Source organism: uncultured Bacteroides sp., assembly GCF_947632445.1.
Taxonomy (GTDB): domain Bacteria; phylum Bacteroidota; class Bacteroidia; order Bacteroidales; family Bacteroidaceae; genus Bacteroides.
Window position 1 is genome coordinate 1 of sequence record NZ_CANRPM010000049.1, and the last position, 23,101, is coordinate 23,101.

Below are 23,101 nucleotides of genomic sequence, written 5' to 3' on the forward strand. Positions count from 1 at the left end.
CATACAGCGAGCCGCCAATTACCGAACAGACCCGTTTCAAGAAACTCGGCAAAGAGATGAAAGCGGAGTTCAAGTGGTTGGTATCTCCCGTAGTGATTGAGTATTGGCAAAAAAACTGGCAAATACCTTTCGGTGAAGAAATGTCGAAACTCAGAACCCGACTGTTAAGAATGTTCGCCGAAGAATACAGCATACTGCTGAAAGAGGATACAGAACTGAAAAATTATTTGCTGACGCTTGCCATTACCACAATTAACAAGCATCTCAAATCTGAAAATAAAAATCCGTAGCCGATGACTGGTTACGGATTTTTCATATATAATGGATATATTATTTCTGTTGCAACAGATGTTTCAGGTTTTCATCGTTGGCAATCCGCTCCAGTTCCTCCTGAACAATCTGCTTGACTTCCTCCTTGATGCGTCTGTAATTCGCCTGCACCGTTTCTTTCATGCGGTCGTTACCGTCCTCGTCCGTGAAGTCTGTAATGACGGGTATCTTCTTGTAGGCTTTCTCCTCGCGCTTCACTTTCTCGGTATCCACGACAATCTCGCAGTGAAAAATCTTCTGCTCGATACGTTCGTTGAAGTTGTCGGACACCGAACCGACAAACATACCCTGCGTCAAGCCGGAAATCTTGCTCGGAGGGATAAGCGCGTCCATCTGCGTATTGATGGAGGTGGAAACATCCTGTCGGTTGATGGAAATGGACTGCCGTTTCTGCAACACCTTCCCGAAGCGTTCGGATAGCGTCTTGGCAGTTTCGCCCACCACCTGCCCGGAAAAGATATTGCCGACGGTGTTCATCACGACTTTGGCTTCCTTATCGCCATAGTCGCGCACCAACTGGCTGAAATCCTGAAAGCCCAGACACACGGCAACCTTGTTGCTTCGTGCGGTGGCGATAAGGTTGTCCAGCCCCTTGAAGTAAATCGTCGGTAGTTCATCTATAATGACCGACGACTTCAGCATCCCCTTCTTGTTGATGAGCTTCACGATACGGGAGTTATACAGACCGAGAGCCGCACCGTAAATATTCTGACGGTCGGGATTGTTACCCACGCACAGGATTTTCGGCTCTTCGGGATTGTTGATGTCAAGGGTAAATTCGCTGTCCGACATTACCCAATAGAGTTGTGGGGAAATCATCCTCGATAATGGAATTTTCGCACTTGCTATCTGCCCCATCAACTGCTCCGCAGCCCCACCGAGCCACGCATCCATGAACGGAGAAAGATAGTTTTCCAACTCCGGGTAAGAGGTCAGAATCGGGAAAATATCCTCGTAACGGCGGTTCAGGAACTCTATTGCATGGGGGAACGTGCAATATTTACCACCTTTATAGATTTTGAGATACCATATAATACTGGCAAACAAAATAATAGGTGATTCTACGAAAAAGTCGCCCTGCTTCTGCACCCACGTTTTATTGAGATTAAGCATAATGGTGTACGCACTCTCGTAAGCGTCCGTGATATCCTCCATGAAGTCCGGGTGGATAGGATTGCAACGGTGTGAGCGTCGTGGGTCATCGAAGTTTATCACATAGAACTTCGGCTTCACCTTGTAGCCCTCCGGGTGGTTCAATAGATGATTGTAGGCTATCGTGGATAAGTCACTGAATTTGAAGTCGTACACATACATCGAGAAGCCCTTTTCAATCTGCTGCTTGATAAAATTATTTACCACCGCATAGGATTTACCACTGCCCGGCGTACCCAACACGATGAAAGCCCTAAAGGGATTCACGACATTGATCCAACCGTTGTTCCAACGCTTTTTGTAGTAAAACCGTGTCGGCAGATTGACCGAATACTCGCTTTCAATAAGCCGTATTTCCTGCATGAAACTCTCGTTCTCGTTGTTGAACACGTCGTCCATGAGATTGTGCTTCAACAGGCGGCTCATCCACAGACCGCCCATCAGCAGACATACATAACCCGCTCCGACGGTCAGAATATACAACCCCGTCACCGCCTCTATCGGCAGCGACAAAGCCAGTATCCACCAGTTGAGAAAGAACAGCACGAAGCCGGCGGCAAGGGCTGTCCAGATTCGTCCCCAAGTGATTTTCTCGCCTTTCACGCCCTTTGTCCCCAGACAGGACAGGGCAAGCAGGAGGACGGCAAACAGTTTCGTGTACAGGATGGAACGGAACAGCCCCGCCGTGCGGTTGAAGTTCATCAGGATTCTGTCCACCACGCCGATGTCCACTCCCCAAAGCCGGATGGCTTCATAGCAGAACCAGTACACGTTCATGACCACTAAAATAATACTCACGGCACGCAGAAAATCCATGATTTTCGCCAATGCCCTCAAATCGTCTTCTTGTTGTGACATACATTGATTTTTTGATTGTTGATACTTTTTATTACATTCCCAAGCCCTTGCGCTTCTTCTTTTTCTTCTTGCGCTGCATCGCCCGGATGAAGGCTTCCTCTTCAGCGTCCACTGCCGGACCTTCGGGGGCAAACAGGTTCATGCCACCGGAATGGCTCTCGTATTCCCCTCTGGAATATCCTTGCCTGTTCTCCGATTCCTCCACCGGAACGGAAAGCGGAATCGGCGGCTGTCCGGCATAAGACAGCGTGAAGTGTTCCTGCAAGGCATTGGCGGAAAGCTCCTTGTCCATGCGTGAGCCGTTCAGCACACAGCCCGTGCGGTGGTCAATGAACGTGGCTCCGTAGATATGCCCTTCCTCCGTGTAGCGCAGTACGGTGTCGATGCCCTTCCCTTTGAGCGTGGCTATAAACTTCTCCTTGTCATACGTGCCTTCCAGCACGGAAAGGACGGTGCGTTTCGTCCTGTCGGCGAGTTTCCTGTCCTTAATCTCCTGTTTGGACCGTACAAACTTCTTCTGCACGGCTTCATAGCCGACGGACTTCCCGAACAGTGAAGACTTGAACGGATTGCCGACTTTGTTGCCCTTGTCGTCCGTGACGGAATAGACCAGCCCGTGAAACTCGCGTCCGCGCACGTTGCCATGCGCTTCCTCCACCATCATATTATATAAGGAAAGGAGGGCGCGGTATTCGCCCATCGTCTGGAAGCAGTACTGCCCGCTGATAGCCTTGACGATATTTCCCGCCTGCTTCTTCACGTCGCCCGCAGAGGCATCCACTTTGCGCAGCGACGTGTCAAGACGGCGGTTCTTGCGTTCCGCGTTGTGCAGCCCGTACTTCCGTTCCAGTTTGCGGGTTATCTGCTTGCTCCGGTAAAAATTGTTCCGGGTGTCTATGCTCCTGCCGTTCTCGTCCACCCTGACCGTCACAATATGCAGATGGTGGCGGTCGATGTCCTCATGCTTGAAAACGAGATACGGCTGGTTGCCGAATCCCATCTTCTCCAGATACTCCCGTGCGATGTCCTGAAGTTCTGTGTCCGTCAAAATATCGTCGGGATGCGGATTGAGCGAGATATGCACCACCGGTTTCTCCACCTTCGACCGCACGGGCATCAGAGCGAGAAAGTCCTCCATCGCCCGATGGATGTCCATCGTTCCCGTGCCGTCATTGTAGATGCGGTTGGTCGTCAGAAGCCGCCCTTTCGCCTCGTTAATCTTCTCCCCGTTGTAGGCAAGTGCGCCGTACAACGAGTTTCCTACACAGATTTTTGCGACCATTTTTCCTGCATCTCCCTTGAAAGTTCCACAATCTTACGGCTCAGTTTCACGAGTTCGACGGTCTGTTGCTCCAGCTTGTAGAGCAACGCCATCGCCTTTTTTTCGGAAAAATGCAGCCTCAGTTCCTTCACTACTTGGTTGTAGTTCGTGCCTACCGCTCGGAACTGCGCGTGAAAATCGGACAGCTTGGTGTAGTAATCCACCAGCGTCTTGTCCACTTTCAGTACCTTGAACGGCTGCCCGAAGAAGTGCGCTTTCAGGAAAACCGACTTGGCGTAAACGCCCGACTTCTCGAACATGGAGAGGAAACGGTTGTGTTCCTCCTCGCTGAAACGGACGGTGTAGCGGAACACCGCCGGATCGAGTTTGGGATTTCTCCCGCCTTTGTTTCTTCTTTTTTCACTCATATTATTTTGGATTTAGCGGTTTGACGGCATAAGCCGCCGCTTGGGGATACATACACCGTAGGTTTGAGAGGCTTCCCGACTTCGGAGGGTAAGCCCGCCCCCTGCAAGGGCAAGGCGATTTCGTGGCTGCTCAAAATGTTTTGAGCGGCTGAAAACATACCTTGCTATGTTCAGGTGAACATAAAAATCCGTCGGGGACGGATTGGGGGAATGCCTTTCAAACTCCGGGCTGCGCCACCTGCGGCGAACCCTGCCGTTCGGGTGCAAAGTTACGCCCTTAACGCGGTATCGGACAGAGGCTTGACCCGGACAATCAGTGCCAACCGGCGCAACGTGCTGCCACTTGCCGGAGAAGTGATACAAGTTCCAAAATATCCTTGTTTATTTGCAGCATGATTCGGATGTGGGACTGAAAATACACTCCTTCCGCCGGATGTTCGGACATCAATCCAAACGGATGAAAACGGGTGTACATATTCAGCCGGTTTTCCAAGCGCACGTCCATGCGGACGGATAAAGGCGTGGATGATTGGACAGACCGATGAATGCCCGCAGGCACAGCCGGATTAAGGAGTGAATAAATAAATGGAAGCGCGTGCGTATGTATGAATGGCAATACGCTACCGCCACCGGACAGATGTATAACCAAATAAATTATCAGACAAATGAAAGAAGCAACTTATGTGGCAATCTCCACGCAGAAAGGTGGAGCGGGTAAGACAACCCTGACAGTGCTTGTGGCAAGCTACCTGCACTATGTGAAAGGCTATAACGTAGCCGTAGTGGACTGCGATTTTCCGCAGTACAGTATCCATGATATGCGCAAGCGTGACATGAAAGCCGTCATGGAGGATGAGCATTACAAAGTGCTGGCGTATGAGCAACTCAAGCGGCTGAAGAAAAATCCGTACCCAATCAGATGCAGCCGTGCGGAAGACGCGATAAGAACCGCCGAAAATCTGGTAGAAGCGCAGCCCGACCTCGATTTCGTGTTCTTCGACCTGCCGGGAACCATCAACAACGCCGACGTGGTACAGACCATTTCCAAAATGGACTATATCTTCACGCCCATCATCGCCGACCGTGTGGTGATGGAGAGTTCCATCAAGTTCGCCACTGTCATCAACGAACAGATGATAAGCACGGGCAAGTCTGGCATCAAAGGGATTTATCTCGTGTGGAACATGGTGGACGGACGCGAAAAGACAGAACTGTACAAGGCATACGACAAGGTCTGTGCCGAGTTCGCCCTGCCTATTCTGGAAACATACCTGCCGGATAGCAAGCGTTTTCGCAAGGAAACGGCGGCAGAACGCAAGGCGGTATTCCGATCCACAGCCTTCCCTGCGGACAAGACGCTGATACGCGGCAGTAACCTTGACAAACTCGCGGATGAGATTCTCGGTATCATTAAAAGCTGAATATCATGGCAAAGAAAACAAGAATTGAGGACATCGACAGCGAAGCCGTAATCAACTCGTTCCGGCTGGACGATACAAGCATTCCACCGGAAGCGAGAAGTACGGGCGGAAACGCACTTTCTCCACCTTCGAAAGAAGCGACACAAGAAGCCGTTTCCTTGCCTGTCCCGCGCGCCAAAGAGGAACCGGAACGCAGGCGCAGGAACGGCAAGCTGGAAAAACCGGATTATGACACGGTATTCATGTGCGGGTCCAATGTCACGGCAAGGCTCGGCAAGCAGGTATATATCCGCAAGGAATACCACGACCGCATACAGAAAATGCTCCATGTAATCGGAGGCAACGAGGTTACTATCGCGGCTTTTCTTGACAACGTGCTGACACACCATTTCACGCTGTTCCAAGACGAGATAGCCGAATCGTTCAAACGGCACATGGAATCCTATAATTTATAAAAAACAATAAACAACAAAGAAGTATGAAAACAACAAACAAGAACCGTCAGGCAGACTGCCTGCAAACAGGAAAGAGTGAAAGAACCGCTGCGCGTGCAGCAAAGTGTACAACCGACTACGGTCAGGAAAAGACCGACAGTGACTTCCGCAGGGATAAAGGCGGAAGCAAGCCGCTCTCGACTTTCCTGCAAGCATCGGAAATCAAGACGCGGCAATGTATATACATCAGCCGTGAGATCCATGAGAAAGTCGCTATCGTCGCCAGTCGGATGGGAAACGGCTTGAGCATCGGCAAGTTCGTGGACAACATCCTTCGAGACCATTTCCGACAATATGGGGCACAGTACACGGAACAGATTGAAAACGCCCAAAAAGTGAAACTATGACAAAGGTGTTTTTAATCGTATCGGTTGCCTGCAACGTGTGGTTTCTGTCCCTGTTGCTCTACGACCGCATCATAGAAACGAAACTTATCCGTTTCTTCAGACACATTGCCGGGTTGTGGCGGTCATTGGACTGTACGGCGGCAGAGCAGGGAAAGGATAAGGAAACGCCTCACACAGACACCTCGGACATCATCGGCAAGAGCCGTTTCAAGATGGCATCAACCCGGACAACCGCTGCCATACCGACGCAAGAAGCCGCCACTTCGGAAAAAGGCATTGAGCTGTCGGAGGAAGACGCTACTTTTGACGACGGAAACACGGAAACCGTTTCACACCCGGCACAAGTCCCGATGGAAAAACTTGACGAGACTTTCACGAGCATCCCGCCTTCGGAACTTGAATACGGAGAGGATGAGCCGGAGGATGAAGAGCCAGACAAAAAGCAGGCTTCGGGAAGCAGCTTCGAGGATATTGACATGGCAGTACGCGCTATACGGAAAGATTCACCATCCGATGAGGAAATGCGACACGCCGGAAAGGTAATGACGGAACTGGACGGGACAGAGCTTTTCACAAGGATAACGGAACGCCTGACCGATGAAGCGATGAGCGAGAGGCTTGCAAAGGCGATGTCTGTTTTCGTGGACACGGTGAACATGACAGTGACACGCCAAAAGAAAAAGGTGTTCATGATTCCCGACAACATCGAGGAATTCGATTTCCGAAACTATGTATAACGGCTAAAAAAGAATGGAAATGAAAACATAAGACGGCATCACACCATGCGCACGGCGGTACAAGGTACAGCCAATCCGCAACGGACACACCCAAGTCCGTAGAAACAAACGGACAACCACTAAAACCAAAGTAAAGTAATCAAGTATCAACCGCCCGAAAAAGGACTATCCACCCTTTGGACGGCACAAAGCAAGAACAGTTTATGAACAAGAACATCAAGAACGCTTTGAAAAGCAAGAAAACAATCCTCTCTGCGGCACTTATGATTGCCGCAACCGCCTCCGCATTTGCGCAAGGAAACGGTCTGGCAGGCATCAACGAAGCACCTCTATGGTGAGTTCGTATTTCGACCCCGGTACGAAACTTATCTATGCCATCGGCGCGGTGGTCGGTCTTATCGGAGGCGTGAAAGTCTATGGCAAGTTTTCGTCCGGCGATCCGGACACTTCGAAGACCGCTGCCTCGTGGTTCGGGGCTTGCATCTTCCTGATTGTCGCCGCCACCATCCTGCGTTCATTCTTCCTTTAATAAACAATGTATGGCTGAATATCCGATAAACAAGGGTATCGGTCGTCCGGTCGAGTTCAAGGGTTTGAAGGCTCAGTACCTCTTCATCTTCTGCGGAGGTCTGCTGGCTCTCTTCGTCCTGTTCGTCATCCTCTACATGGTCGGCATCGACCAGTGGGTATGTATCGGCTTCGGCGCAGCATCGTCTTCCGTCCTCGTATGGCAGACTTTCGCGCTGAACGCCCGGTACGGCGAACACGGGCTGATGAAATTGGAAGCGGCAAGGAGCCATCCCCGATACCTTATCAACCGGCGGCGGATTACCCGATTATTCAAACGGCAACGAAAGGAAGAAACGACATGAGAAATACATCCAAAATGACAACACTGGAAAACAAGTTCCCGCTGCTGGCTGTGGAGCATGGCTGCATTATTTCCAAAGACGCCGACATCACGGTGGCTTTCGAGGTGGAACTGCCGGAGCTTTATACCGTGACGGGCGCAGAGTACGAGGCGATACACGGCTGCTGGTGCAAGGCTATCAAGGTGCTGCCGGACTTCTGCGTCGTACATAAGCAGGACTGGTTCATCAAGGAACGCTATAAGCCGGAGTTACAGAAAGACGACATGAGTTTTCTGAGCCGCTCCTTTGAACGCCACTTCAACGAGCGTCCGTACCTGAAACACTCCTGTTATCTCTACCTGACCAAGACGACAAAGGAGCGCAACCGGATGCAGAGCAACTTCAGTACGCTGTGCCGGGGGCATATCATCCCGAAGGAACTGGACAGGGAAACCGCCGGAAAGTTCATGGAGGCTGCCGAACAGTTCGAGCGCATCATGAACGACAGCGGTTTTGTCAGGTTACGCCGCCTCTCCACCGACGAGATTGTCGGGACGGAGAAGTCCGCCGGACTGATAGAGCGTTACTTCTCGCTCATGCCCGAAGGCGACACGACCTTGCAGGACATCAACCTCTCGGCAAGGGAAATGCGCATAGGCGACAACCGCCTGTGCCTGCACACCCTCTCCGATGCAGAGGATATGCCCGGAAAGGTGACTACCGACATCCGCTACGAGAAACTTTCCACGGATCGAAGCGACTGCCGCCTTTCCTTCGCCTCCCCCGTTGGTCTGCTGCTCTCCTGCAACCACATCTACAACCAATATGTGATTATCGACAACAGCGAGGAAAATTTACAGAAGTTCGAGAAGTCCGCAAGGAATATGCAGTCGCTATCCCGATACAGCCGGAGCAACAGCATCAACCGCGAGTGGATAGACCAGTACCTGAACGAAGCCCATTCCTACGGGCTGACCTCGGTGCGGGCGCACTTCAACGTCATGGCGTGGAGCGACGACGCGGAGGAGCTGAAGCATATCAAGAACGATGTGGGCAGCCAGCTGGCGAGCATGGAGTGTGTACCGCGCCACAACACCATCGACTGCCCGACACTCTACTGGGCGGCGATGCCCGGCAATGCGGCGGACTTTCCTGCGGAAGAGAGTTTCCACACTTTCATAGAGCAGGCGGTGTGCCTCTTCACGGAGGAAACCAACTACCGCAGTTCGCTCTCGCCCTTCGGCATCAAGATGGTGGACAGGCTCACTGGAAAACCGTTGCACCTCGACATCAGCGACCTGCCGATGAAGCGGGGCATCACGACCAACCGCAACAAGTTCGTATTAGGTCCTTCGGGCAGCGGCAAGTCGTTTTTCATGAACCACCTCGTGAGGCAATACTACGAGCAGGGTACGCACGTGGTGCTGGTGGACACGGGAAACTCCTATCAGGGCTTGTGCGAGATGATCCGGCGCAAGACAAACGGGGCGGACGGCGTGTACTTCACCTACACGGAGGAAAAACCAATTTCGTTCAACCCGTTCTACACCGATGATTGCGTGTTCGACGTGGAGAAGAAGGACAGCATCAAGACATTGCTGCTGACGCTCTGGAAGTCGGAGGACGACAAGGTGACGAAAACGGAGAGCGGCGAACTGGGCAGTGCGGTGAACGCCTACATCGAGCGTATCAGGGCTGACCGGAGCATCGTCCCCTCGTTCAACACCTTCTATGAGTATATGCGCGATGACTACCGCCGCGAACTGGCGGAACGTGAGATAAAGGTGGAGAAGTCCGATTTCAACATCGACAATATGCTCACCACCATGCGGCAGTATTACCGGGGCGGACGCTATGACTTCCTGCTCAACTCCACGGAGAACATCGACCTGCTCGGCAAGCGGTTCATCGTCTTCGAGATTGATTCCATAAAGGAGAATCGAGAACTTTTCCCTGTGGTGACAATCATTATCATGGAAGCCTTCATCAACAAGATGCGCCGTCTGAAAGGCGTGCGCAAACAGTTGATAGTGGAAGAGGCTTGGAAAGCACTCTCTTCGGCGAACATGGCTGAATACCTGCGCTATATGTACAAGACCGTGCGCAAGTATTACGGGGAGGCAATCGTGGTGACGCAGGAGGTGGACGACATCATTTCCTCGCCTGTGGTCAAGGAGAGCATTATCAATAACTCCGACTGCAAGATACTCCTTGACCAGCGGAAGTACATGAACAAGTTTGATGCTATACAATCCCTGTTGGGGCTTACGGAGAAAGAGAAGTCGCAGATACTCTCCATCAACATGGCGAACAACCCGTCAAGGCTCTACAAGGAGGTCTGGATCGGACTGGGTGGCACACAGTCGGCGGTCTATGCCACAGAAGTTAGTGCGGAGGAATATCTGGCGTACACTACTGAAGAAACGGAGAAGGTGGAGGTTTACCATCTGGCGGAGCAATTGGGCAGCGACATCGAAGCCGCCATCCGGCAGCTTGCCGAAAGGCGGAGGAACAAGCAGTAAGTAATCAATAATCAGTAAAATAGATTTATCAACGAAAAAAGAAAAGCGTATGAGTATATCAAGAGTAAAGATGCTGCAAGTCAGCAAGTGTCTGATTGGATTGGCGGTCATGGTGCTGCAATCCTGTGACGTGGCGGAGAACCGCCGCGACCTGCTGTGCGGGAACTGGGAAAGCGTGGAGGGCAAGCCCGACGTGCTTATCTACAAGGAGGGCAAAGCCTATAAGGTGACGGTGTTCAAACGGAGCGGCATCCGCCACAAGCTGAAGCCGGAAACCTATCTCCTGCAGGAGGAGAACGGCAACCTGTTCATGAACACCGGCTTCCGCATCGACGTGACGTATAACGAAGCCACCGACGTGCTGACTTTTTCACCGAACGGGGACTACGTGCGTGTGAAGCCTCAGCCGGAAAACCCGGTAGAAAAATAAGAACCGCTAAAATCCAAAGAAACATGAGAACAAGAATAACATTCATCATCTGCCTGTGCCTGCTTTTCGTGGGCAGGGCTTCCGCCCAATGGGTCGTGAGCGATCCGGGCAATCTGGCGCAGGGCATCATCAACGCCTCAAAAAATATCATCCACACCTCGAAGACCGCCACGAACATGGTGAACAACTTTCAGGAAACGGTGAAGATTTACGAGCAGGGCAAGAAGTATTACGACGCGCTCAAATCCGTGAACAATCTCGTCAAGGATGCCCGCAAGGTGCAGCAGACCATCCTGATGGTAGGCGACATCACCGACATCTACGTGACCAGCTTCCAGAGGATGATGCGTGATGACAACTTCACGGTGGAGGAACTGGGAGCCATCGCCTTCGGCTACACCAAGCTATTGGAGGAATCCAACGATGTGCTGACGGAATTGAAGAACGTGGTGAACATCACCACGCTCTCCATGACGGACAAGGAGCGCATGGATGTGGTGGAACGCTGCTACTCCAAGATGAAGCGTTACCGCAACCTCGTGAGCTACTACACCAACAAGAACATCAGCGTGAGCTACCTGCGGGCAAAAAAGAAGAACGACCTCGACCGCATCATGGGGCTGTACGGGAACATGAACGAAAGATACTGGTAGCCTATGAATTTCGACAACCTTCACCAGATTCTGCGATCGCTCTACGAGCAGATGATGCCGCTATGCGGGGACATGGCGGGCGTGGCGAAAGGCATCGCCGGACTGGGCGCGCTGTTCTACGTCGCTTACCGGGTGTGGCAATCGCTGGCGAGAGCCGAACCGATAGACATGTTCCCCATGTTGCGCCCGTTCGCGATAGGCTTGTGCATCATGTTCTTTCCAACGGTGGTATTAGGCACGATAAACAGCATCATGTCGCCCGTCGTGCAGGGTACGGCAAAGATGCTGGAGGCGGAAACGCTGGACATGAACCGATACCGTGAGCAGAAAGACAAGCTGGAATACGAAGAGATGATGCGCAACCCCGAAACCGCCTACCTTGTGTCGAACGAGGAGTTTGACAAACAATTGGAGGAACTGGGCTGGTCGCCCGGCGACATGGTGACGATGGCGGGAATGTACATCGAGCGCGGGATGTATAACATGAAGAAGGGCATCCGCGACTTCTTCCGCGAAATACTGGAACTGATGTTCCAAGCCGCCGCCCTCGTGATAGACACCATCCGCACGTTCTTCCTCGTGGTGCTGGCGATACTCGGTCCGATAGCCTTCGCCATATCGGTGTGGGACGGCTTCCAAAGCACGCTCACACAATGGATATGCCGCTACATACAGGTCTATCTGTGGCTGCCCGTATCGGATATGTTCAGCACCATACTGGCGAAAATCCAAGTGCTGATGCTGCAAAGCGACATCGAACGTATGCAGGCTGACCCGAACTTCTCGCTGGATTCGAGCGACGGGGTGTATATCGTCTTCATGATAATCGGCATCATCGGCTACTTCACCATTCCCACGGTGGCGGGCTGGATTATCCAAGCCGGAGGCATGGGAAGCTACGGTCGCAACGTGAACCAGACGGCAGGACGAGCCGGAAGCATGGCGGGCAGCGTGGCGGGTGCAGCCGCAGGCAACATGGTCGGACGTGCCGGGAAACTGCTGAAATAATCAACTGACAATTAAAAACGAATAAACAACAATGGAATTTAAGTCACTCAAAAACATCGAATCATCGTTCAGGCAGATACGCCTGTTCGGTATCGTCTTCCTCTCGTTGTGCGCCGTGATAACGGTATGGAGCGTGTGGAGTTCCTACCGCTTCGCGGAGCGGCAACGGGAAAAAATTTACGTGCTGGACAACGGCAAGTCGCTGATGCTGGCTCTCTCGCAGGACTTGTCACAGAACCGTCCTGCGGAAGCGAGGGAACACGTGCGCCGCTTCCATGAGCTGTTCTTCACGCTCTCGCCCGAAAAGAGCGCGATAGAGCACAACGTGAAACGCGCCTTGCTGCTGGCGGACAAAAGCGTGTACAACTACTATTCGGACTTTGCCGAGAAGGGGTACTACAACCGCATCATAGCAGGGAATATCAATCAAGTGCTGAAGGTGGACAGCGTGGTGTGCGACTTTAACGGCTACCCGTACCGTGCGACTACCTATGCCACGCAGAAGATCATCCGGCAGAGCAACGTCACTGAGCGCAGCCTCGTGACCACGTGCCGCCTCTTGAACTCGTCCCGTTCGGACGACAATCCCAACGGTTTCACCATCGAGGGATTCACCATCATCGAGAACAAGGATTTACAAACCATCAAAAGGTAAACGGACATGAAGAAAATCAGGAAATCATTTTGGAGCGCATACTGGAAGCTCCACGACAAAAAGAAAATGCTGGCGGCAAGGCTCAAAGGCTATCTGGACGGCTTGCCCCCGAAGACACGCTGGCGCATCGTGCTGGCGATGCTCGCTGCCTTCGCGGTGCTTGCCCTCTACACCTTCGGCAAAGCCGTCTATGACATCGGCAGGAATGACGGCAGCTGGATGGTGACAGACCATGCCGGACAGGTGAAACTGTCCGTAAAGCCGGACAACAATCACAACGTAATACCTTATTTGTATGGAACAGACGAAGAATGAACCTAAAAACGAGAACAAGGCGGCTCCCGACAACGGGAAACCGAAGAAGGAGCGCAAGCCGCTGACCGAAGCCCAAAGGCTGAAACATCAGAAAATGATAGTGCTGCCCGCTATGGTGCTGGTATTCATCGGGGCAATGTGGCTGATATTCGCCTCGTCTTCCGACAAGGAGCAGCAACCGGGGACGGGAGGTTACAACATCGAAATGCCCGACGCTGACAAAGCGAACTGTCAGATTATCGGCGACAAGGCGAAAGCCTACGAACAGGGGGCGATGGAGGAACGGCAGGAGAACCGCAGCCGCGCCATGCAGGAACTGGGCGATATGTTCGACCGCAAGGTGGCGGAAACGGACGGCGGCAGGGACTTCGACCTTGCCAATCCCGGAGGATCGGAGGAAGCGGAGAAGTCCGCCCCGAAGACAATCCGTTCCTCCGCTGCCGCTTACCGCGACCTCAATGCCACGCTCGGCAACTTCTATGAGCAGCCGAAGAAGGACAATGCGGACGTGTTGTTGAGCCAAGGCGAAAAAATGGACGAACTGTTGGAGCGCATCGCCTCGCTGGAAACGGAACTGGAAAGCGAGAAAGGCAAGGCGTCCGCTATGGATGACCAAGTGGCACTTATGGAGAAGTCTTACGAGCTGGCGGCGAAGTACATGGGCGGACAGAACGGCACACAGCCACCTGTCGGACAGGCGGCAGAGCCTTACCCCGTGCAGAAAGCTGGAAAGAACACGGCAGCACCTGTCAGGCAGGTGGCGCATCATGTGGTGTCCTCACTCTCACAGCCGATGAGCAACGCCGAGTTTGTCGCCTCTTTCTCGCAGAATCGTAACCGCAGTTTCAACACGGCGGTGGGCATCACGACCGTATCGGACAAGAACACCATATCAGCGTGTGTCTATGGGGCGCAGAGCGTGACCGACGGGCAGGCTGTCAAACTCCGGCTGCTGGAACCAATGGCGGTAGCGGACAAAATTATTCCTCGCAATGCTGTGGTGGTCGGCACGGCAAAGATTCAGGGCGAACGGCTCGATATTGAAATCACGTCGCTGGAATATGCAGGTACGATTATCCCGGTAGAGCTGGAGGTGTATGATACGGACGGGCAGCCCGGTATTTTCATTCCCAATTCGATGGAGATGAACGCTGTCAGGGAAGTTGCCGCCAACATGGGCGGCTCGCTGGGCAGCAACATCAATATCTCCACCAACGCCGGAGCTCAGCTCGCCTCCGACTTGGGCAAGGGACTGATACAAGGCACGAGCCAGTATATCGCCAAGAAGATGCGTACCGTCAAGGTGCATCTGAAAGCCGGGTACAAGGTCATGCTCTATCAGGACAGGAATTGAAAACAATAACAGTAACAACAATCCAATTTTTATTTACCACTAAAATCCAAAGTAATGAGAAAAGTAATCATCATGTTTGCCCTCGCTATGGGCATCGTAACTGCCAACGCTCAGGAGAACGTAACCGTTGGAGAGAACAACGAAAGTGAACAACCGACCTTGACAAAGGAGGTCTATCCGCAGAAGGAGGCGGACGGCGACCTGTATCACGGGCTGACGAAGAAACTGACCTTCGACCGCATGGTTCCTCCGCACGGCTTGGAAGTGACCTACGACAAGACCGTCCATGTCATTTTCCCCTCGGAGGTTCGTTACGTCGATTTAGGCTCGCCCGACCTGATTGCGGGCAAAGCCGATGGAGCGGAGAACGTCATCCGCGTGAAGGCTACCGTGAGGAACTTCCCGAACGAGACCAATATGTCCGTGATAACGGAAGACGGGAGTTTCTATACCTTCAACGTGAAATACGCCGCTGAACCGCTGCTGCTCAACGTGGAGATGTGCGACTTCATACATGACGGTGAGAATGTGAACCGCCCGAACAACGCGCAGGAAATCTATCTGAAGGAACTGGGCAGCGAAAGCCCGATGCTGGTGCGCCTTATCATGAAATCCATCCACAAGCAGAACAAGCGCGAGGTGAAGCACATCGGCTGCAAGCGATTCGGCATCCAGTACCTGCTGAAAGGCATCTACACGCATAATGGTTTGCTCTATTTCCACACGGAGATAAAGAACCAGAGCAACGTGCCTTTCGATGTGGACTATATCACATGGAAAATCGTGGACAAGAAGGTGGCGAAGCGTACCGCCGTGCAGGAGCAGATCATCCTGCCGCTCCGTGCGCAGAATTACGCCACGCTCGTGCCGGGCAAGAAGAGCGAGCGCACGGTGTTCACGATGGCGAAGTTCACCATCCCCGACGACAAGTGCCTCGTGGTGGAACTCAACGAGAAGAACGGAGGTCGTCACCAGTCTTTCGTGATTGAGAACGAGGATTTGGTGCGTGCGGGTACCATCAACGAACTTCAAGTACGCTGACCATGAGAAAGTACATCGCAATAATCATCGCGTCGCTTGCCCTGTTCACGGGGCAGGCGCACGCCCAGCGATGCCTGCCGAAGATGCAGGGCATCGAGATCAGGGCGAACATGGCGGACGGCTTCAATCCCGGCGGCAACGACGGCGGGTACAGCTTCGGAGCGGCTCTTTCCACCTACACGAAAAAGGGGAACAAATGGGTGTTCGGCGGCGAGTACCTGTTGAAGAACAACCCTTACAAGGACGGAAAGATACCCGTGGCACAGTTCACGGCGGAGGGCGGATACTATTTCAAGATACTCTCCGATGCCCGTAAAATCGTGTTCGTCTATGCAGGGGCTTCGGCTCTTGTCGGATATGAATCGGTGAACTGGGGCGAGAAGGTACTGCATGACGGCTCCACGCTCCATGACCGGGACGCCTTCATCTACGGCGGTGCGCTGACGCTCGATGTGGAGTTTTACGTGGCAGACCGTATCGCCCTGCTTGCCAACCTCCGGGAGCGTTGCCTGTGGGGTGGCGACACGAGGAAGTTTCATACGCAGTGGGGCGTGGGCATCAAGTTCATCATTAACTGACGCGCCACATGGAACGGACGGAAATTGACGCCATGAGGCAGTTACCCCTTGCGGACTTCCTCGCACGGCTGGGGCATGAACCTGTCCGAAGAAGCGGCAACGAGTTGTGGTATCGTGCGCCATACCGCAATGAGCGCACACCATCTTTCCGTATAAACGTGGCGAAACAACTTTGGTACGACTTCGGTACGGGTAAGGGCGGCGACATCTTCACGCTTGCCGGGGAGTTTATCGAAAGCGGCGACTTCATGGAGCAGGCAAAGTTCATAGCGAAAACCGCCAATATGCCTATGCCTGTTCCCGAAGGGAGCAAACCGACTTTCCTGCCTAAACCGTCAGAACTTGTCTTTGAGGGAATGGAAGCCGTCCAGTTGCTTCGTTCTCCACTGACGGACTATCTGGAGGAACGGGGCATTCCTTACGCTGTCGCATCACGCTACTGTTGCCGACTGAATTACGGAGTGCGTGGCAAGCGGTATTTTGCCGTCGGTTTCCCGAACGTGGCGGGCGGATATGAAATTCGCAGCCGTTTCTTCAAGGGATGCGTACCGCCGAAGGATGTGTCGCTGGTCAAGTCAGAAGGCTCTCCAAATGACGTGTGCAGCATGTTTGAGGGCTTCATGGACTTTCTTTCCGCTGCCACGCTCGGATTGGAAACGGGCGACTGCTTTGTGCTGAACTCCGTCGCCAACGTGGAAAAGGCGATGAAGTATCTGGACGGTTACGGGCGCATAGACTGTTATCTCGACCGTGACGAAGCCGGACGGCGCACGTTGGAAATGATGAAAGGACACTACGAGGAACGTGTCTGTGACCGTTCCGCCCTCTATGACGGTTGCAAGGACTTGAACGAGTATCTGCAACTGACAACGAAAGGAAAAGAGAACAACTTAAAAATCAAAGGACAATGAACATACTGAACAACAAAAACAAGAGAAAATCAATCTTCAAGGCGTTGGCACTCTGCCTGTTCGCCTCCGTGTCGCTCACGTTCGTGTCGTGTGACGACGACATGGACATCCAGCAATCCTATCCTTTCACGGTGGAAACCATGCCCGTGCCTAACAAGGTGACAAAGGGGCAGACGGTGGAAATCCGTTGTGAGCTGAAAAAGACGGGCGATTACGCCAACACTCTCTACACCATCCGGTATTTCCAGTTCGAGGGAGAAGGAACATTGAAAATGGACAACGGAATCACGTTCCTGCCCAACGACCGCTACCTGCTCGAAAACGAGAAGTTCCAGCTGTATTACACGGCGCAAGGTGACGAGGCGCACAACTTCATTGTGGTGGTGGAGGACAATTTTAACAACTTCTGCGAGTTGGAATTTGACTTCAACAACCGAAACGTGAAAGATGACACCCTGACCATTGCTCCTATCGGCAACTTTAAGTCCTTGTCAAAATGATGCGTGTATTCATGGCTATCTTCTGTTCGCTTCTGGCGGTATGTCCCGTGTCCGCACAGGACAATCGCCAAGAGGGAACTGAGGGGCAGGCGGTTATCTACCGGCTGCCACTATTTGAGAGGGCGGTGCAATGCACGAAATACTTTGAGGGCTGGCATTCGGAAAAACACCACCCGTATGTAGGGTACGGGCATCAGTTGCAGCCGGACGAAAAGTATTCGGCACACACCATGACGAAGCGGCAGGCGGACGCACTCCTGCGGAAAGACCTCCGAAAGTTCTGTGCGATGTTCCGGCAGTTCGGAAAAGATAGTCTGATCCTTGCCACACTCGCCTACAATGTCGGTCCATACCGGCTTTTGGGGAGCGAGAAGATACCCAAAAGCACGCTGATCCGGAAGCTGGAGGCTGGCGACAGGAATATTTATCGGGAGTATATCGCTTTCTGCAACTACAAGGGTAAACGGCACGCCATGCTGCTCAAACGGAGAAAGGCGGAGTTTGCATTGCTGTATATTCCGTAAAAAACTTGAATATATAGACCCTGATGATGTTTACAACTTCATTAGAGTCTATATTATTGTAGTATTATCACTATATTTTGTGGCTATAAATCAAGATATTTCGCTATTTATTGCTAACTTTGCAAGAAAAAGTATGGAAAGACAATTACCTTATGAAATAAGTTACAATACGGTTGCGTATTGGCGCAAAATCGAAAATGGATTTCTTTGGGGTGTATTTATATGTTCAATATTACTTCAAACATTTCAAGTAGATTGCATAAAACATTCATTGGATTCAACGAGGTGTGTTATCAACTTGCTTAATATACTGAATTATTTTTCTATTATAGGGTATGGTATATTATACATTGTAGTAGAGATTATTATGCAACCTATGGTTGCGAACGAAAGGCGTAAGGGGTTTATAGATAATTCGTTAGGAACAAAACTATTAGATAGACCTGTCTTGAATTATTACGATAATGATTCTATCGAACAAGGACCCTATAAAATGTTAGTTAATTGTTATGAGAATTGCTTTTTTACATATAATAACATCATTAAAGCAATGTTATCTAAAATGGTAATAAAGAGCACAATACTATTTGTTTTGCTTTTGATATTTGCATACCACGGAATAAAAGATAACGTCTTTGCCATACCATTCTTGCAACTATTTTTATCGTCATTGTTCTTAATAGAACTGATATACCACATAGTATTCTTTTTTAGATTGAAGAATTTGTGTGAGAAATTCAAACAAATATTTAGTACACCTAAATCAAATAAAAACAAAACTATTCAGGATGCTATATATATGGTACTTGAATACGAAACAACATTGGCATATAATAAATCTCCGAATAGCAATTCTGTGTACCAAAAACTAAACAATAAATTAACGGAAGAATGGAACTTTATAAAACAGAATTATGATATTCGATAAATTAGAAAAATATACAACAGAAAGTGTATTACAAGGACATCCTGATAAAATATGCGACCAAATAAGTGATGCTCTTTTGGATGCTTACTTAATGCAGGATTGTAATGCTCATACAGCAATAGAATGTTTGGGAAGTGGTAATAATTTAATTGTTGCTGGAGAAATCAGTACTCAAAATAAAAGGGTTGATATTGAGAATGTTGTCAATGGTGTATATCAATCCATAGGCTATTGTGAAAAATTAAACATACTGAACTTTTTGACTTCACAATCAAGACAACTAAATGATGCCGTTATGAACGGTGGAGCTGGCGACCAAGGTATTGTGTATGGTTATGCCATAAATAACCAATATAATTTTCTTCCATACGGTGCGTATATCTCTAATTTAATTGCCAAAGAGATTGATACGTATAGAAAGAGCGTAGATTATCTCCTCCCTGATGGGAAAGTACAAGTCACAATTAGCGAAAATAATCTTGAGCAATTGATAATCAATGTACAGCATAAGGAGAATATTCATCCAGATTTCATTGAAAATGATATAAAGCAGAAGGTTTTAACTCAACTGATTGATTGTAAAAATGTGGATATTCAGATAAATAGGAAATCAAAATTTTATAAAGGTGGGTTTATTAACGATACAGGATTAACTGGTCGTAAAATAATGATAGACACTTATGGTGGTTTGGTAACACATGGCGGAGGTGCTTTTTCTGGAAAAGATCCGAGTAAAATAGATAGAAGTGCTGCTTACATGGCTCGATTTGTTGCAAAAAACATAGTTGCAAACGGATTAGAAAAAGAATGTAAAATAGCAGTGGCTTATTTGTTTGGAGAAGAACAGCCTACCATGCTAAATGTTTCCACAGATAAAGAATCCAATTCTACAAAATTGAAACAATTTATTCTATCAAAATTCGATTTTAGACCTAATGCAATAATTGAGTTATTAAAATTAAAGAATCCTATATATCGACCAACTTCTATATATGGACATTTCTTTAATCCTAATTACAATTGGGAACAAATCATATCTTTATAAGATTGGTTTTATCGAAGATTGGTACAAAGGTTTCTTTGCTACTTTCTTTGTCCGCCATCATGCTCACTGAAAGAAAGTAGGGCGGCTTTCGCCGCCACCACTCAAAAACGGGTGTAAAGTCCCGTTACTATCGTGAACATTTCTTCCAGCATATCGCAATATATGCCCTCGTGTATTTCGATGTCCTTTATCTTGCACTCAAATATCTTTTTGCTGAACGTCCTGCGGTAGAAACGCATATTGTAGAGGTCTAAGCCCGCATCGTAGATTATGTCAAGGCGGTTTGCGCTCGTCTTGTTCCTCGCAAGGCTCATGCGCAATCCGTTGCCCATGTCTATGAAGTCCTTGCTTCCCGTCATGGCGGCAAAACGTCTGCCGCCTATCTGCTGTAAAATCGTCTTTGCTATCATGCTTTTCTTGGTTTTAGGTTGGCGGTGCGGACACCGCCAACTTGTTTAACATTCTGTTATCTCGGCAATGGGGGTGTTTCGTTTCAGCCATTCCATCAGGCACTCCATATTGTACTCGCTTGTGATGACTGCCGTATGGCTGTTGATGGCGGTAAACCTGCTGCTCTCGTAGTCGTCTATCCACCCTTTTAGGGTATCAACTCCCCACGCTTCGGCATCGTCAAAGATGCCGTCCAATACTTTGATAGGCTCGCTGAACTTCACTATCAGCGTTTGGTAAGTTGCGTTCATCGTCTGTCCTCCTTTCCTCCCTTTGCCGTGAGCCACTTATCCCGTGCGGCTCGGCACTCGTCCAATGTGGGTTTGACACAAGAGAACAACTCTCCGTCTGTGGGGTGGCGGTAGTCGTACTGCACAAGTGTCCGCTTGCGTCTGCCGATACCTAATTGGAAACGCTCGTATTTCTCCGTACCTGCTTCGGTGCAGGTGCTTATTCCGTTGATGGTCATTCGTGTACTCATAATCGTTGTTTTTAGATGGTTAGAAATGTACAGACAGCACTCTGTTTTGCATCACCATTTCGGGGTCGTTCGTATAGCGTTGGTGCAGGTAGAAATGGTGGGAACCGAAGCCGTAAAGGAAAAATCTGGAAAGTTCGTGCTTCTCGGCAAAATCCTTTACACTCCGTCTTAACTGCTCCTCACTCGTTGCCAGAGTGAGGAGGTTCACAAATTCAAGGAACATCGTGGGGATTTTATCGTCCCACAGACAAATCATGCTTTCAATTCTTACTTCCATACTGTTGGGTATTATAGGTTGATACTATGCCGCTTCCATCCGCTGGCGGATAAGGTTCACGTTGCTGTTCACAAGGTTTACAATGCGGTCGTGGTACTCGGTATTGGAATTGTGCAAGCCACGACTTTGCACCACCTCCAATGTCTTCAAGGAAACCTCCACCGTTTCTATGCGCTTGCCGTCAATGGTGGCGGATAGGATAAGGGAGTTCTTTTCAAGGAAATAGGAGTTGGAAAACACGCAATGGTGCAGTTCCGTCCCTTCCGCTGCAAACTCCGCCACGCTCTCCAACACACGCACCTGCAAAGTGCCGTCCGTAAAGGCAATGCCGAAGAATATGCCTTTGAGTTTGCGGTATGCCTTCTCGTGTTTCTTCGCTTGGCGGATGCGTTCCTCCAACTTCTTGCGTTCTATCTCCTTGTTGCGCTTGTGCATAAGTCTGTCGTGTTCGGCTTTTAGGTCGGTGGGGCAAACGTACTTCGGGCTGTTCGTGTCCTTGCCGAAATGCCGCAGCAAGTCTATGGTGTCACGCCACATGGAGCCGTCAGCAATAGTGTAGCCGTTGCGGATACATATCTTCACGGATGCCCAATACCTCTCTATGTCAAAGGAACTGCGGATGTAGTGGCGCAACATGGGGTATTGCCCTGCTTTTAACAGCGTTTCAGCTCGGCTGTCGGAAAGGATAGCCTTGAAAAGGTCGTATGGCAGTGTGTTGTGATAGTCCCCGTTGAAGCCGTTGCGTTTCAATTCGGGTATGAAACGCTGTCGGGGATAAGCGCAGACGGGGAGTATATCGTATGCACGGAGTTTGTTGTTCTTGCGCACCTCCATGTCGCTGTATTCCGCCCATAGGTCGTAGTAAAGTATGGACATTCCACGCAGTCGGGCAACGGTCGTTGTCTTTCCATCGGGCGAAATCCACCTTTGTACCACTTCATAAATGGAATACTTGGCTGCTTGCCCTGCCTTGTATCGGAACTTGACGAAGAAGAAGCGTATCACTTGGTACTGCTTGCTGGTGGTGACGATGGAGAAGTATTCATTCTCGTTGAAAACACTCTTTCGGGTGCGCAACGCTTCCAACCGCATACCGCAATGGGGGCAGGTGCATCCGCAAAGGGTGTCCGCAAGGTCGTGGTCGCTCTTCCATGAATGTCCGCACTCAGTACAGATGTTCGTGCCGTCCGCCCTCTTGATGGCGTAATGCTTGAAGCAATGGTGGAAAGCGTATGCCTTTTGCATGGCGGTCAATCTCGGTAGTCGCTTGCTCAGATGTGCGACTTCCTGCTGTATGTGTGTTCTCGGTGTCATAAGCCTAAATCAAATAATGAGGGTTCTTGTACTTCTTGGGTGGTCGCTTTGTTGGATGTTCTCTGCTTGTGGTGGTTCTGCAACTTGCGGAGTTCCTCCTCTTGGTATCTTCGCACTGCGTCCTGCCGTGCTTTTGCCTTTTCCTCCGCTGTGAGTTCCACAACGTGTTATTACAAGATTAAAATTATCTCTGCATTATATGACAAGAACGATACAAATGATTGATTACCAAAAGC

At 50.4% G+C, this 23,101-nt stretch carries 29 protein-coding genes and 2 pseudogenes; 21 read left to right on the forward strand and 10 right to left on the reverse strand.

Annotated elements, in window-relative coordinates; translation table 11 throughout:
* Window positions 1-290: hypothetical protein (locus Q0Z70_RS09845; RefSeq protein ID WP_298074078.1), on the forward strand; the 290-nt coding region annotated here is incomplete at its 5' end.
* A gap of 40 nt (window positions 291-330) precedes the next feature.
* Here Q0Z70_RS09845 and mobC read toward each other — a convergent pair.
* From mobC to Q0Z70_RS09865, 4 genes are all read right to left on the reverse strand, one after another.
* Window positions 331-2,340: a conjugal transfer protein MobC gene (gene mobC, locus Q0Z70_RS09850; protein ID WP_298074081.1), complete on the reverse strand. Its 2,010-nt coding sequence runs from the start codon at window positions 2,338-2,340 to the stop codon at window positions 331-333.
* A 31-nt stretch (window positions 2,341-2,371) separates the two neighbouring features.
* Complete coding sequence (gene mobB, locus Q0Z70_RS09855) at window positions 2,372-3,622, reverse strand: conjugal transfer protein MobB (protein ID WP_298074083.1); 1,251 nt, start codon at window positions 3,620-3,622, stop codon at window positions 2,372-2,374.
* Complete coding sequence (gene mobA / locus Q0Z70_RS09860) at window positions 3,601-4,029, reverse strand: conjugal transfer protein MobA (protein ID WP_256170159.1); 429 nt, start codon at window positions 4,027-4,029, stop codon at window positions 3,601-3,603. The genes mobB and mobA overlap by 22 nt, the downstream gene beginning before the upstream one ends.
* A gap of 269 nt (window positions 4,030-4,298) precedes the next feature.
* Window positions 4,299-4,478 carry a hypothetical protein gene (locus tag Q0Z70_RS09865; protein ID WP_298074133.1) on the reverse strand — a complete coding sequence of 60 codons (180 nt, stop codon included), beginning with the start codon at window positions 4,476-4,478 and terminating at the stop codon, window positions 4,299-4,301.
* Between the two features lie 216 nt (window positions 4,479-4,694).
* Here Q0Z70_RS09865 and Q0Z70_RS09870 point away from each other — a divergent pair, with 216 nt between their 5' ends.
* From Q0Z70_RS09870 to metK, 20 genes and pseudogenes are all read left to right on the forward strand, one after another.
* Entirely contained in the window at window positions 4,695-5,450 is a 756-nt protein-coding gene (locus Q0Z70_RS09870; RefSeq protein ID WP_298074088.1) for a ParA family protein, read from the forward strand.
* A gap of 5 nt (window positions 5,451-5,455) precedes the next feature.
* A complete protein-coding gene (locus Q0Z70_RS09875) occupies window positions 5,456-5,905 on the forward strand; it encodes a DUF3408 domain-containing protein (protein ID WP_298074090.1) in 450 nt (149 codons plus the stop codon).
* Window positions 5,902-6,291, forward strand: coding sequence for a DUF3408 domain-containing protein (locus Q0Z70_RS09880; protein WP_298074134.1), 390 nt, complete (start codon window positions 5,902-5,904; stop codon window positions 6,289-6,291). The genes Q0Z70_RS09875 and Q0Z70_RS09880 overlap by 4 nt, the downstream gene beginning before the upstream one ends.
* Complete coding sequence (locus Q0Z70_RS09885; protein WP_298074092.1) at window positions 6,288-7,028, forward strand: conjugal transfer protein TraD; 741 nt, start codon at window positions 6,288-6,290, stop codon at window positions 7,026-7,028. The genes Q0Z70_RS09880 and Q0Z70_RS09885 overlap by 4 nt, the downstream gene beginning before the upstream one ends.
* Before the next feature lie 203 nt (window positions 7,029-7,231).
* Window positions 7,232-7,557: pseudogene (locus tag Q0Z70_RS09890) on the forward strand (DUF4134 domain-containing protein).
* A gap of 10 nt (window positions 7,558-7,567) precedes the next feature.
* Complete coding sequence (locus Q0Z70_RS09895; RefSeq protein WP_298074093.1) at window positions 7,568-7,900, forward strand: DUF4133 domain-containing protein; 333 nt, start codon at window positions 7,568-7,570, stop codon at window positions 7,898-7,900.
* Window positions 7,897-10,401: a TraG family conjugative transposon ATPase gene (locus Q0Z70_RS09900; protein WP_298074095.1), complete on the forward strand. Its 2,505-nt coding sequence runs from the start codon at window positions 7,897-7,899 to the stop codon at window positions 10,399-10,401. Before Q0Z70_RS09895 ends, Q0Z70_RS09900 begins: the two co-directional genes overlap by 4 nt.
* A gap of 49 nt (window positions 10,402-10,450) precedes the next feature.
* Window positions 10,451-10,831, forward strand: a complete 381-nt coding sequence (locus Q0Z70_RS09905; RefSeq protein ID WP_298074097.1) for a DUF3876 domain-containing protein — start codon at window positions 10,451-10,453, stop codon at window positions 10,829-10,831.
* 23 nt (window positions 10,832-10,854) lie between these two features.
* Entirely contained in the window at window positions 10,855-11,484 is a 630-nt protein-coding gene (locus Q0Z70_RS09910) for a DUF4141 domain-containing protein (RefSeq protein WP_298074099.1), read from the forward strand.
* 3 nt (window positions 11,485-11,487) lie between these two features.
* Window positions 11,488-12,492 carry a conjugative transposon protein TraJ gene (gene traJ / locus Q0Z70_RS09915; protein ID WP_298074101.1) on the forward strand — a complete coding sequence of 335 codons (1,005 nt, stop codon included), beginning with the start codon at window positions 11,488-11,490 and terminating at the stop codon, window positions 12,490-12,492.
* Between the two features lie 31 nt (window positions 12,493-12,523).
* Complete coding sequence (gene traK / locus Q0Z70_RS09920; RefSeq protein WP_007656465.1) at window positions 12,524-13,147, forward strand: conjugative transposon protein TraK; 624 nt, start codon at window positions 12,524-12,526, stop codon at window positions 13,145-13,147.
* Between the two features lie 6 nt (window positions 13,148-13,153).
* On the forward strand, window positions 13,154-13,462 hold the full coding sequence (locus Q0Z70_RS09925) for a TraL conjugative transposon family protein (RefSeq protein ID WP_298074105.1): 309 nt from the start codon (window positions 13,154-13,156) through the stop codon (window positions 13,460-13,462).
* Window positions 13,443-14,816, forward strand: a complete 1,374-nt coding sequence (gene traM, locus Q0Z70_RS09930; RefSeq protein ID WP_298074107.1) for a conjugative transposon protein TraM — start codon at window positions 13,443-13,445, stop codon at window positions 14,814-14,816. The genes Q0Z70_RS09925 and traM overlap by 20 nt, the downstream gene beginning before the upstream one ends.
* Window positions 14,817-14,870: 54 nt before the next feature.
* On the forward strand, window positions 14,871-15,857 hold the full coding sequence (gene traN / locus Q0Z70_RS09935; RefSeq protein ID WP_298074109.1) for a conjugative transposon protein TraN: 987 nt from the start codon (window positions 14,871-14,873) through the stop codon (window positions 15,855-15,857).
* Window positions 15,858-15,859: 2 nt separating this feature from the next.
* Window positions 15,860-16,435, forward strand: coding sequence for a conjugal transfer protein TraO (locus tag Q0Z70_RS09940; RefSeq protein ID WP_298074111.1), 576 nt, complete (start codon window positions 15,860-15,862; stop codon window positions 16,433-16,435).
* Window positions 16,436-16,443: 8 nt separating this feature from the next.
* Window positions 16,444-17,346: a toprim domain-containing protein gene (locus Q0Z70_RS09945; RefSeq protein ID WP_298074113.1), complete on the forward strand. Its 903-nt coding sequence runs from the start codon at window positions 16,444-16,446 to the stop codon at window positions 17,344-17,346.
* A complete protein-coding gene (locus Q0Z70_RS09950) occupies window positions 17,343-17,846 on the forward strand; it encodes a DUF3872 domain-containing protein (protein ID WP_298074115.1) in 504 nt (167 codons plus the stop codon). The genes Q0Z70_RS09945 and Q0Z70_RS09950 overlap by 4 nt, the downstream gene beginning before the upstream one ends.
* Window positions 17,843-18,370, forward strand: a complete 528-nt coding sequence (locus Q0Z70_RS09955) for a lysozyme (RefSeq protein WP_298074118.1) — start codon at window positions 17,843-17,845, stop codon at window positions 18,368-18,370. The genes Q0Z70_RS09950 and Q0Z70_RS09955 overlap by 4 nt, the downstream gene beginning before the upstream one ends.
* A gap of 133 nt (window positions 18,371-18,503) precedes the next feature.
* Window positions 18,504-19,298: a hypothetical protein gene (locus tag Q0Z70_RS09960; protein ID WP_298074120.1), complete on the forward strand. Its 795-nt coding sequence runs from the start codon at window positions 18,504-18,506 to the stop codon at window positions 19,296-19,298.
* Window positions 19,285-20,343: a methionine adenosyltransferase gene (gene metK, locus Q0Z70_RS09965; protein WP_298074122.1), complete on the forward strand. Its 1,059-nt coding sequence runs from the start codon at window positions 19,285-19,287 to the stop codon at window positions 20,341-20,343. Before Q0Z70_RS09960 ends, metK begins: the two co-directional genes overlap by 14 nt.
* A gap of 101 nt (window positions 20,344-20,444) precedes the next feature.
* Here the strand turns inward: metK and Q0Z70_RS09970 are convergent, their stop codons facing one another.
* From Q0Z70_RS09970 to Q0Z70_RS09995, 6 genes and pseudogenes are all read right to left on the reverse strand, one after another.
* Window positions 20,445-20,753 carry a hypothetical protein gene (locus tag Q0Z70_RS09970; RefSeq protein WP_298074124.1) on the reverse strand — a complete coding sequence of 103 codons (309 nt, stop codon included), beginning with the start codon at window positions 20,751-20,753 and terminating at the stop codon, window positions 20,445-20,447.
* Between the two features lie 45 nt (window positions 20,754-20,798).
* Window positions 20,799-21,044 (reverse strand): hypothetical protein, encoded by a 246-nt coding sequence (locus tag Q0Z70_RS09975; RefSeq protein WP_298074126.1) that lies wholly within the window; start codon window positions 21,042-21,044, stop codon window positions 20,799-20,801.
* On the reverse strand, window positions 21,041-21,274 hold the full coding sequence (locus Q0Z70_RS09980) for a DUF3873 domain-containing protein (RefSeq protein WP_298074127.1): 234 nt from the start codon (window positions 21,272-21,274) through the stop codon (window positions 21,041-21,043). Before Q0Z70_RS09980 ends, Q0Z70_RS09975 begins: the two co-directional genes overlap by 4 nt.
* 19 nt (window positions 21,275-21,293) lie before the next feature.
* A complete protein-coding gene (locus Q0Z70_RS09985; protein WP_298074130.1) occupies window positions 21,294-21,551 on the reverse strand; it encodes a hypothetical protein in 258 nt (85 codons plus the stop codon).
* Window positions 21,552-21,575: 24 nt separating this feature from the next.
* Complete coding sequence (locus Q0Z70_RS09990; RefSeq protein ID WP_298074132.1) at window positions 21,576-22,865, reverse strand: PcfJ domain-containing protein; 1,290 nt, start codon at window positions 22,863-22,865, stop codon at window positions 21,576-21,578.
* Window positions 22,862-23,032, reverse strand: a pseudogene (locus Q0Z70_RS09995) (Cas9 inhibitor AcrIIA9 family protein); the annotation flags it as partial. The gene Q0Z70_RS09990 and the pseudogene Q0Z70_RS09995, both read right to left, overlap by 4 nt.
* Window positions 23,033-23,101: the final 69 nt, after the last annotated feature.

What these genes read in the sequence shown, in the direction of transcription:
- Q0Z70_RS09960 (WP_298074120.1), top strand. Translation starts at nt 18,504, where the DNA reads ATGGAAAGACAATTACCTTATGAAATAAGTTACAATACGGTTGCGTAT.
- Q0Z70_RS09940 (WP_298074111.1), top strand. Translation starts at nt 15,860, where the DNA reads ATGAGAAAGTACATCGCAATAATCATCGCGTCGCTTGCCCTGTTCACG.
- Q0Z70_RS09875 (WP_298074090.1), top strand. Translation starts at nt 5,456, where the DNA reads ATGGCAAAGAAAACAAGAATTGAGGACATCGACAGCGAAGCCGTAATC.
- Q0Z70_RS09870 (WP_298074088.1), top strand. Translation starts at nt 4,695, where the DNA reads ATGAAAGAAGCAACTTATGTGGCAATCTCCACGCAGAAAGGTGGAGCG.
- Q0Z70_RS09905 (WP_298074097.1), top strand. Translation starts at nt 10,451, where the DNA reads ATGAGTATATCAAGAGTAAAGATGCTGCAAGTCAGCAAGTGTCTGATT.
- Q0Z70_RS09975 (WP_298074126.1), bottom strand. Translation starts at nt 21,044, where the DNA reads ATGAACGCAACTTACCAAACGCTGATAGTGAAGTTCAGCGAGCCTATC.
- Q0Z70_RS09925 (WP_298074105.1), top strand. Translation starts at nt 13,154, where the DNA reads ATGAAGAAAATCAGGAAATCATTTTGGAGCGCATACTGGAAGCTCCAC.
- traN (WP_298074109.1), top strand. Translation starts at nt 14,871, where the DNA reads ATGAGAAAAGTAATCATCATGTTTGCCCTCGCTATGGGCATCGTAACT.
- traK (WP_007656465.1), top strand. Translation starts at nt 12,524, where the DNA reads ATGGAATTTAAGTCACTCAAAAACATCGAATCATCGTTCAGGCAGATA.
- Q0Z70_RS09955 (WP_298074118.1), top strand. Translation starts at nt 17,843, where the DNA reads ATGATGCGTGTATTCATGGCTATCTTCTGTTCGCTTCTGGCGGTATGT.
- traM (WP_298074107.1), top strand. Translation starts at nt 13,443, where the DNA reads ATGGAACAGACGAAGAATGAACCTAAAAACGAGAACAAGGCGGCTCCC.
- Q0Z70_RS09885 (WP_298074092.1), top strand. Translation starts at nt 6,288, where the DNA reads ATGACAAAGGTGTTTTTAATCGTATCGGTTGCCTGCAACGTGTGGTTT.
- Q0Z70_RS09910 (WP_298074099.1), top strand. Translation starts at nt 10,855, where the DNA reads ATGAGAACAAGAATAACATTCATCATCTGCCTGTGCCTGCTTTTCGTG.
- Q0Z70_RS09980 (WP_298074127.1), bottom strand. Translation starts at nt 21,274, where the DNA reads ATGAGTACACGAATGACCATCAACGGAATAAGCACCTGCACCGAAGCA.
- Q0Z70_RS09985 (WP_298074130.1), bottom strand. Translation starts at nt 21,551, where the DNA reads ATGGAAGTAAGAATTGAAAGCATGATTTGTCTGTGGGACGATAAAATC.
- Q0Z70_RS09895 (WP_298074093.1), top strand. Translation starts at nt 7,568, where the DNA reads ATGGCTGAATATCCGATAAACAAGGGTATCGGTCGTCCGGTCGAGTTC.
- Q0Z70_RS09945 (WP_298074113.1), top strand. Translation starts at nt 16,444, where the DNA reads ATGGAACGGACGGAAATTGACGCCATGAGGCAGTTACCCCTTGCGGAC.
- mobC (WP_298074081.1), bottom strand. Translation starts at nt 2,340, where the DNA reads ATGTCACAACAAGAAGACGATTTGAGGGCATTGGCGAAAATCATGGAT.
- metK (WP_298074122.1), top strand. Translation starts at nt 19,285, where the DNA reads ATGATATTCGATAAATTAGAAAAATATACAACAGAAAGTGTATTACAA.
- Q0Z70_RS09970 (WP_298074124.1), bottom strand. Translation starts at nt 20,753, where the DNA reads ATGATAGCAAAGACGATTTTACAGCAGATAGGCGGCAGACGTTTTGCC.
- mobB (WP_298074083.1), bottom strand. Translation starts at nt 3,622, where the DNA reads ATGGTCGCAAAAATCTGTGTAGGAAACTCGTTGTACGGCGCACTTGCC.
- mobA (WP_256170159.1), bottom strand. Translation starts at nt 4,029, where the DNA reads ATGAGTGAAAAAAGAAGAAACAAAGGCGGGAGAAATCCCAAACTCGAT.
- Q0Z70_RS09950 (WP_298074115.1), top strand. Translation starts at nt 17,343, where the DNA reads ATGAACATACTGAACAACAAAAACAAGAGAAAATCAATCTTCAAGGCG.
- Q0Z70_RS09990 (WP_298074132.1), bottom strand. Translation starts at nt 22,865, where the DNA reads ATGACACCGAGAACACACATACAGCAGGAAGTCGCACATCTGAGCAAG.
- traJ (WP_298074101.1), top strand. Translation starts at nt 11,488, where the DNA reads ATGAATTTCGACAACCTTCACCAGATTCTGCGATCGCTCTACGAGCAG.
- Q0Z70_RS09900 (WP_298074095.1), top strand. Translation starts at nt 7,897, where the DNA reads ATGAGAAATACATCCAAAATGACAACACTGGAAAACAAGTTCCCGCTG.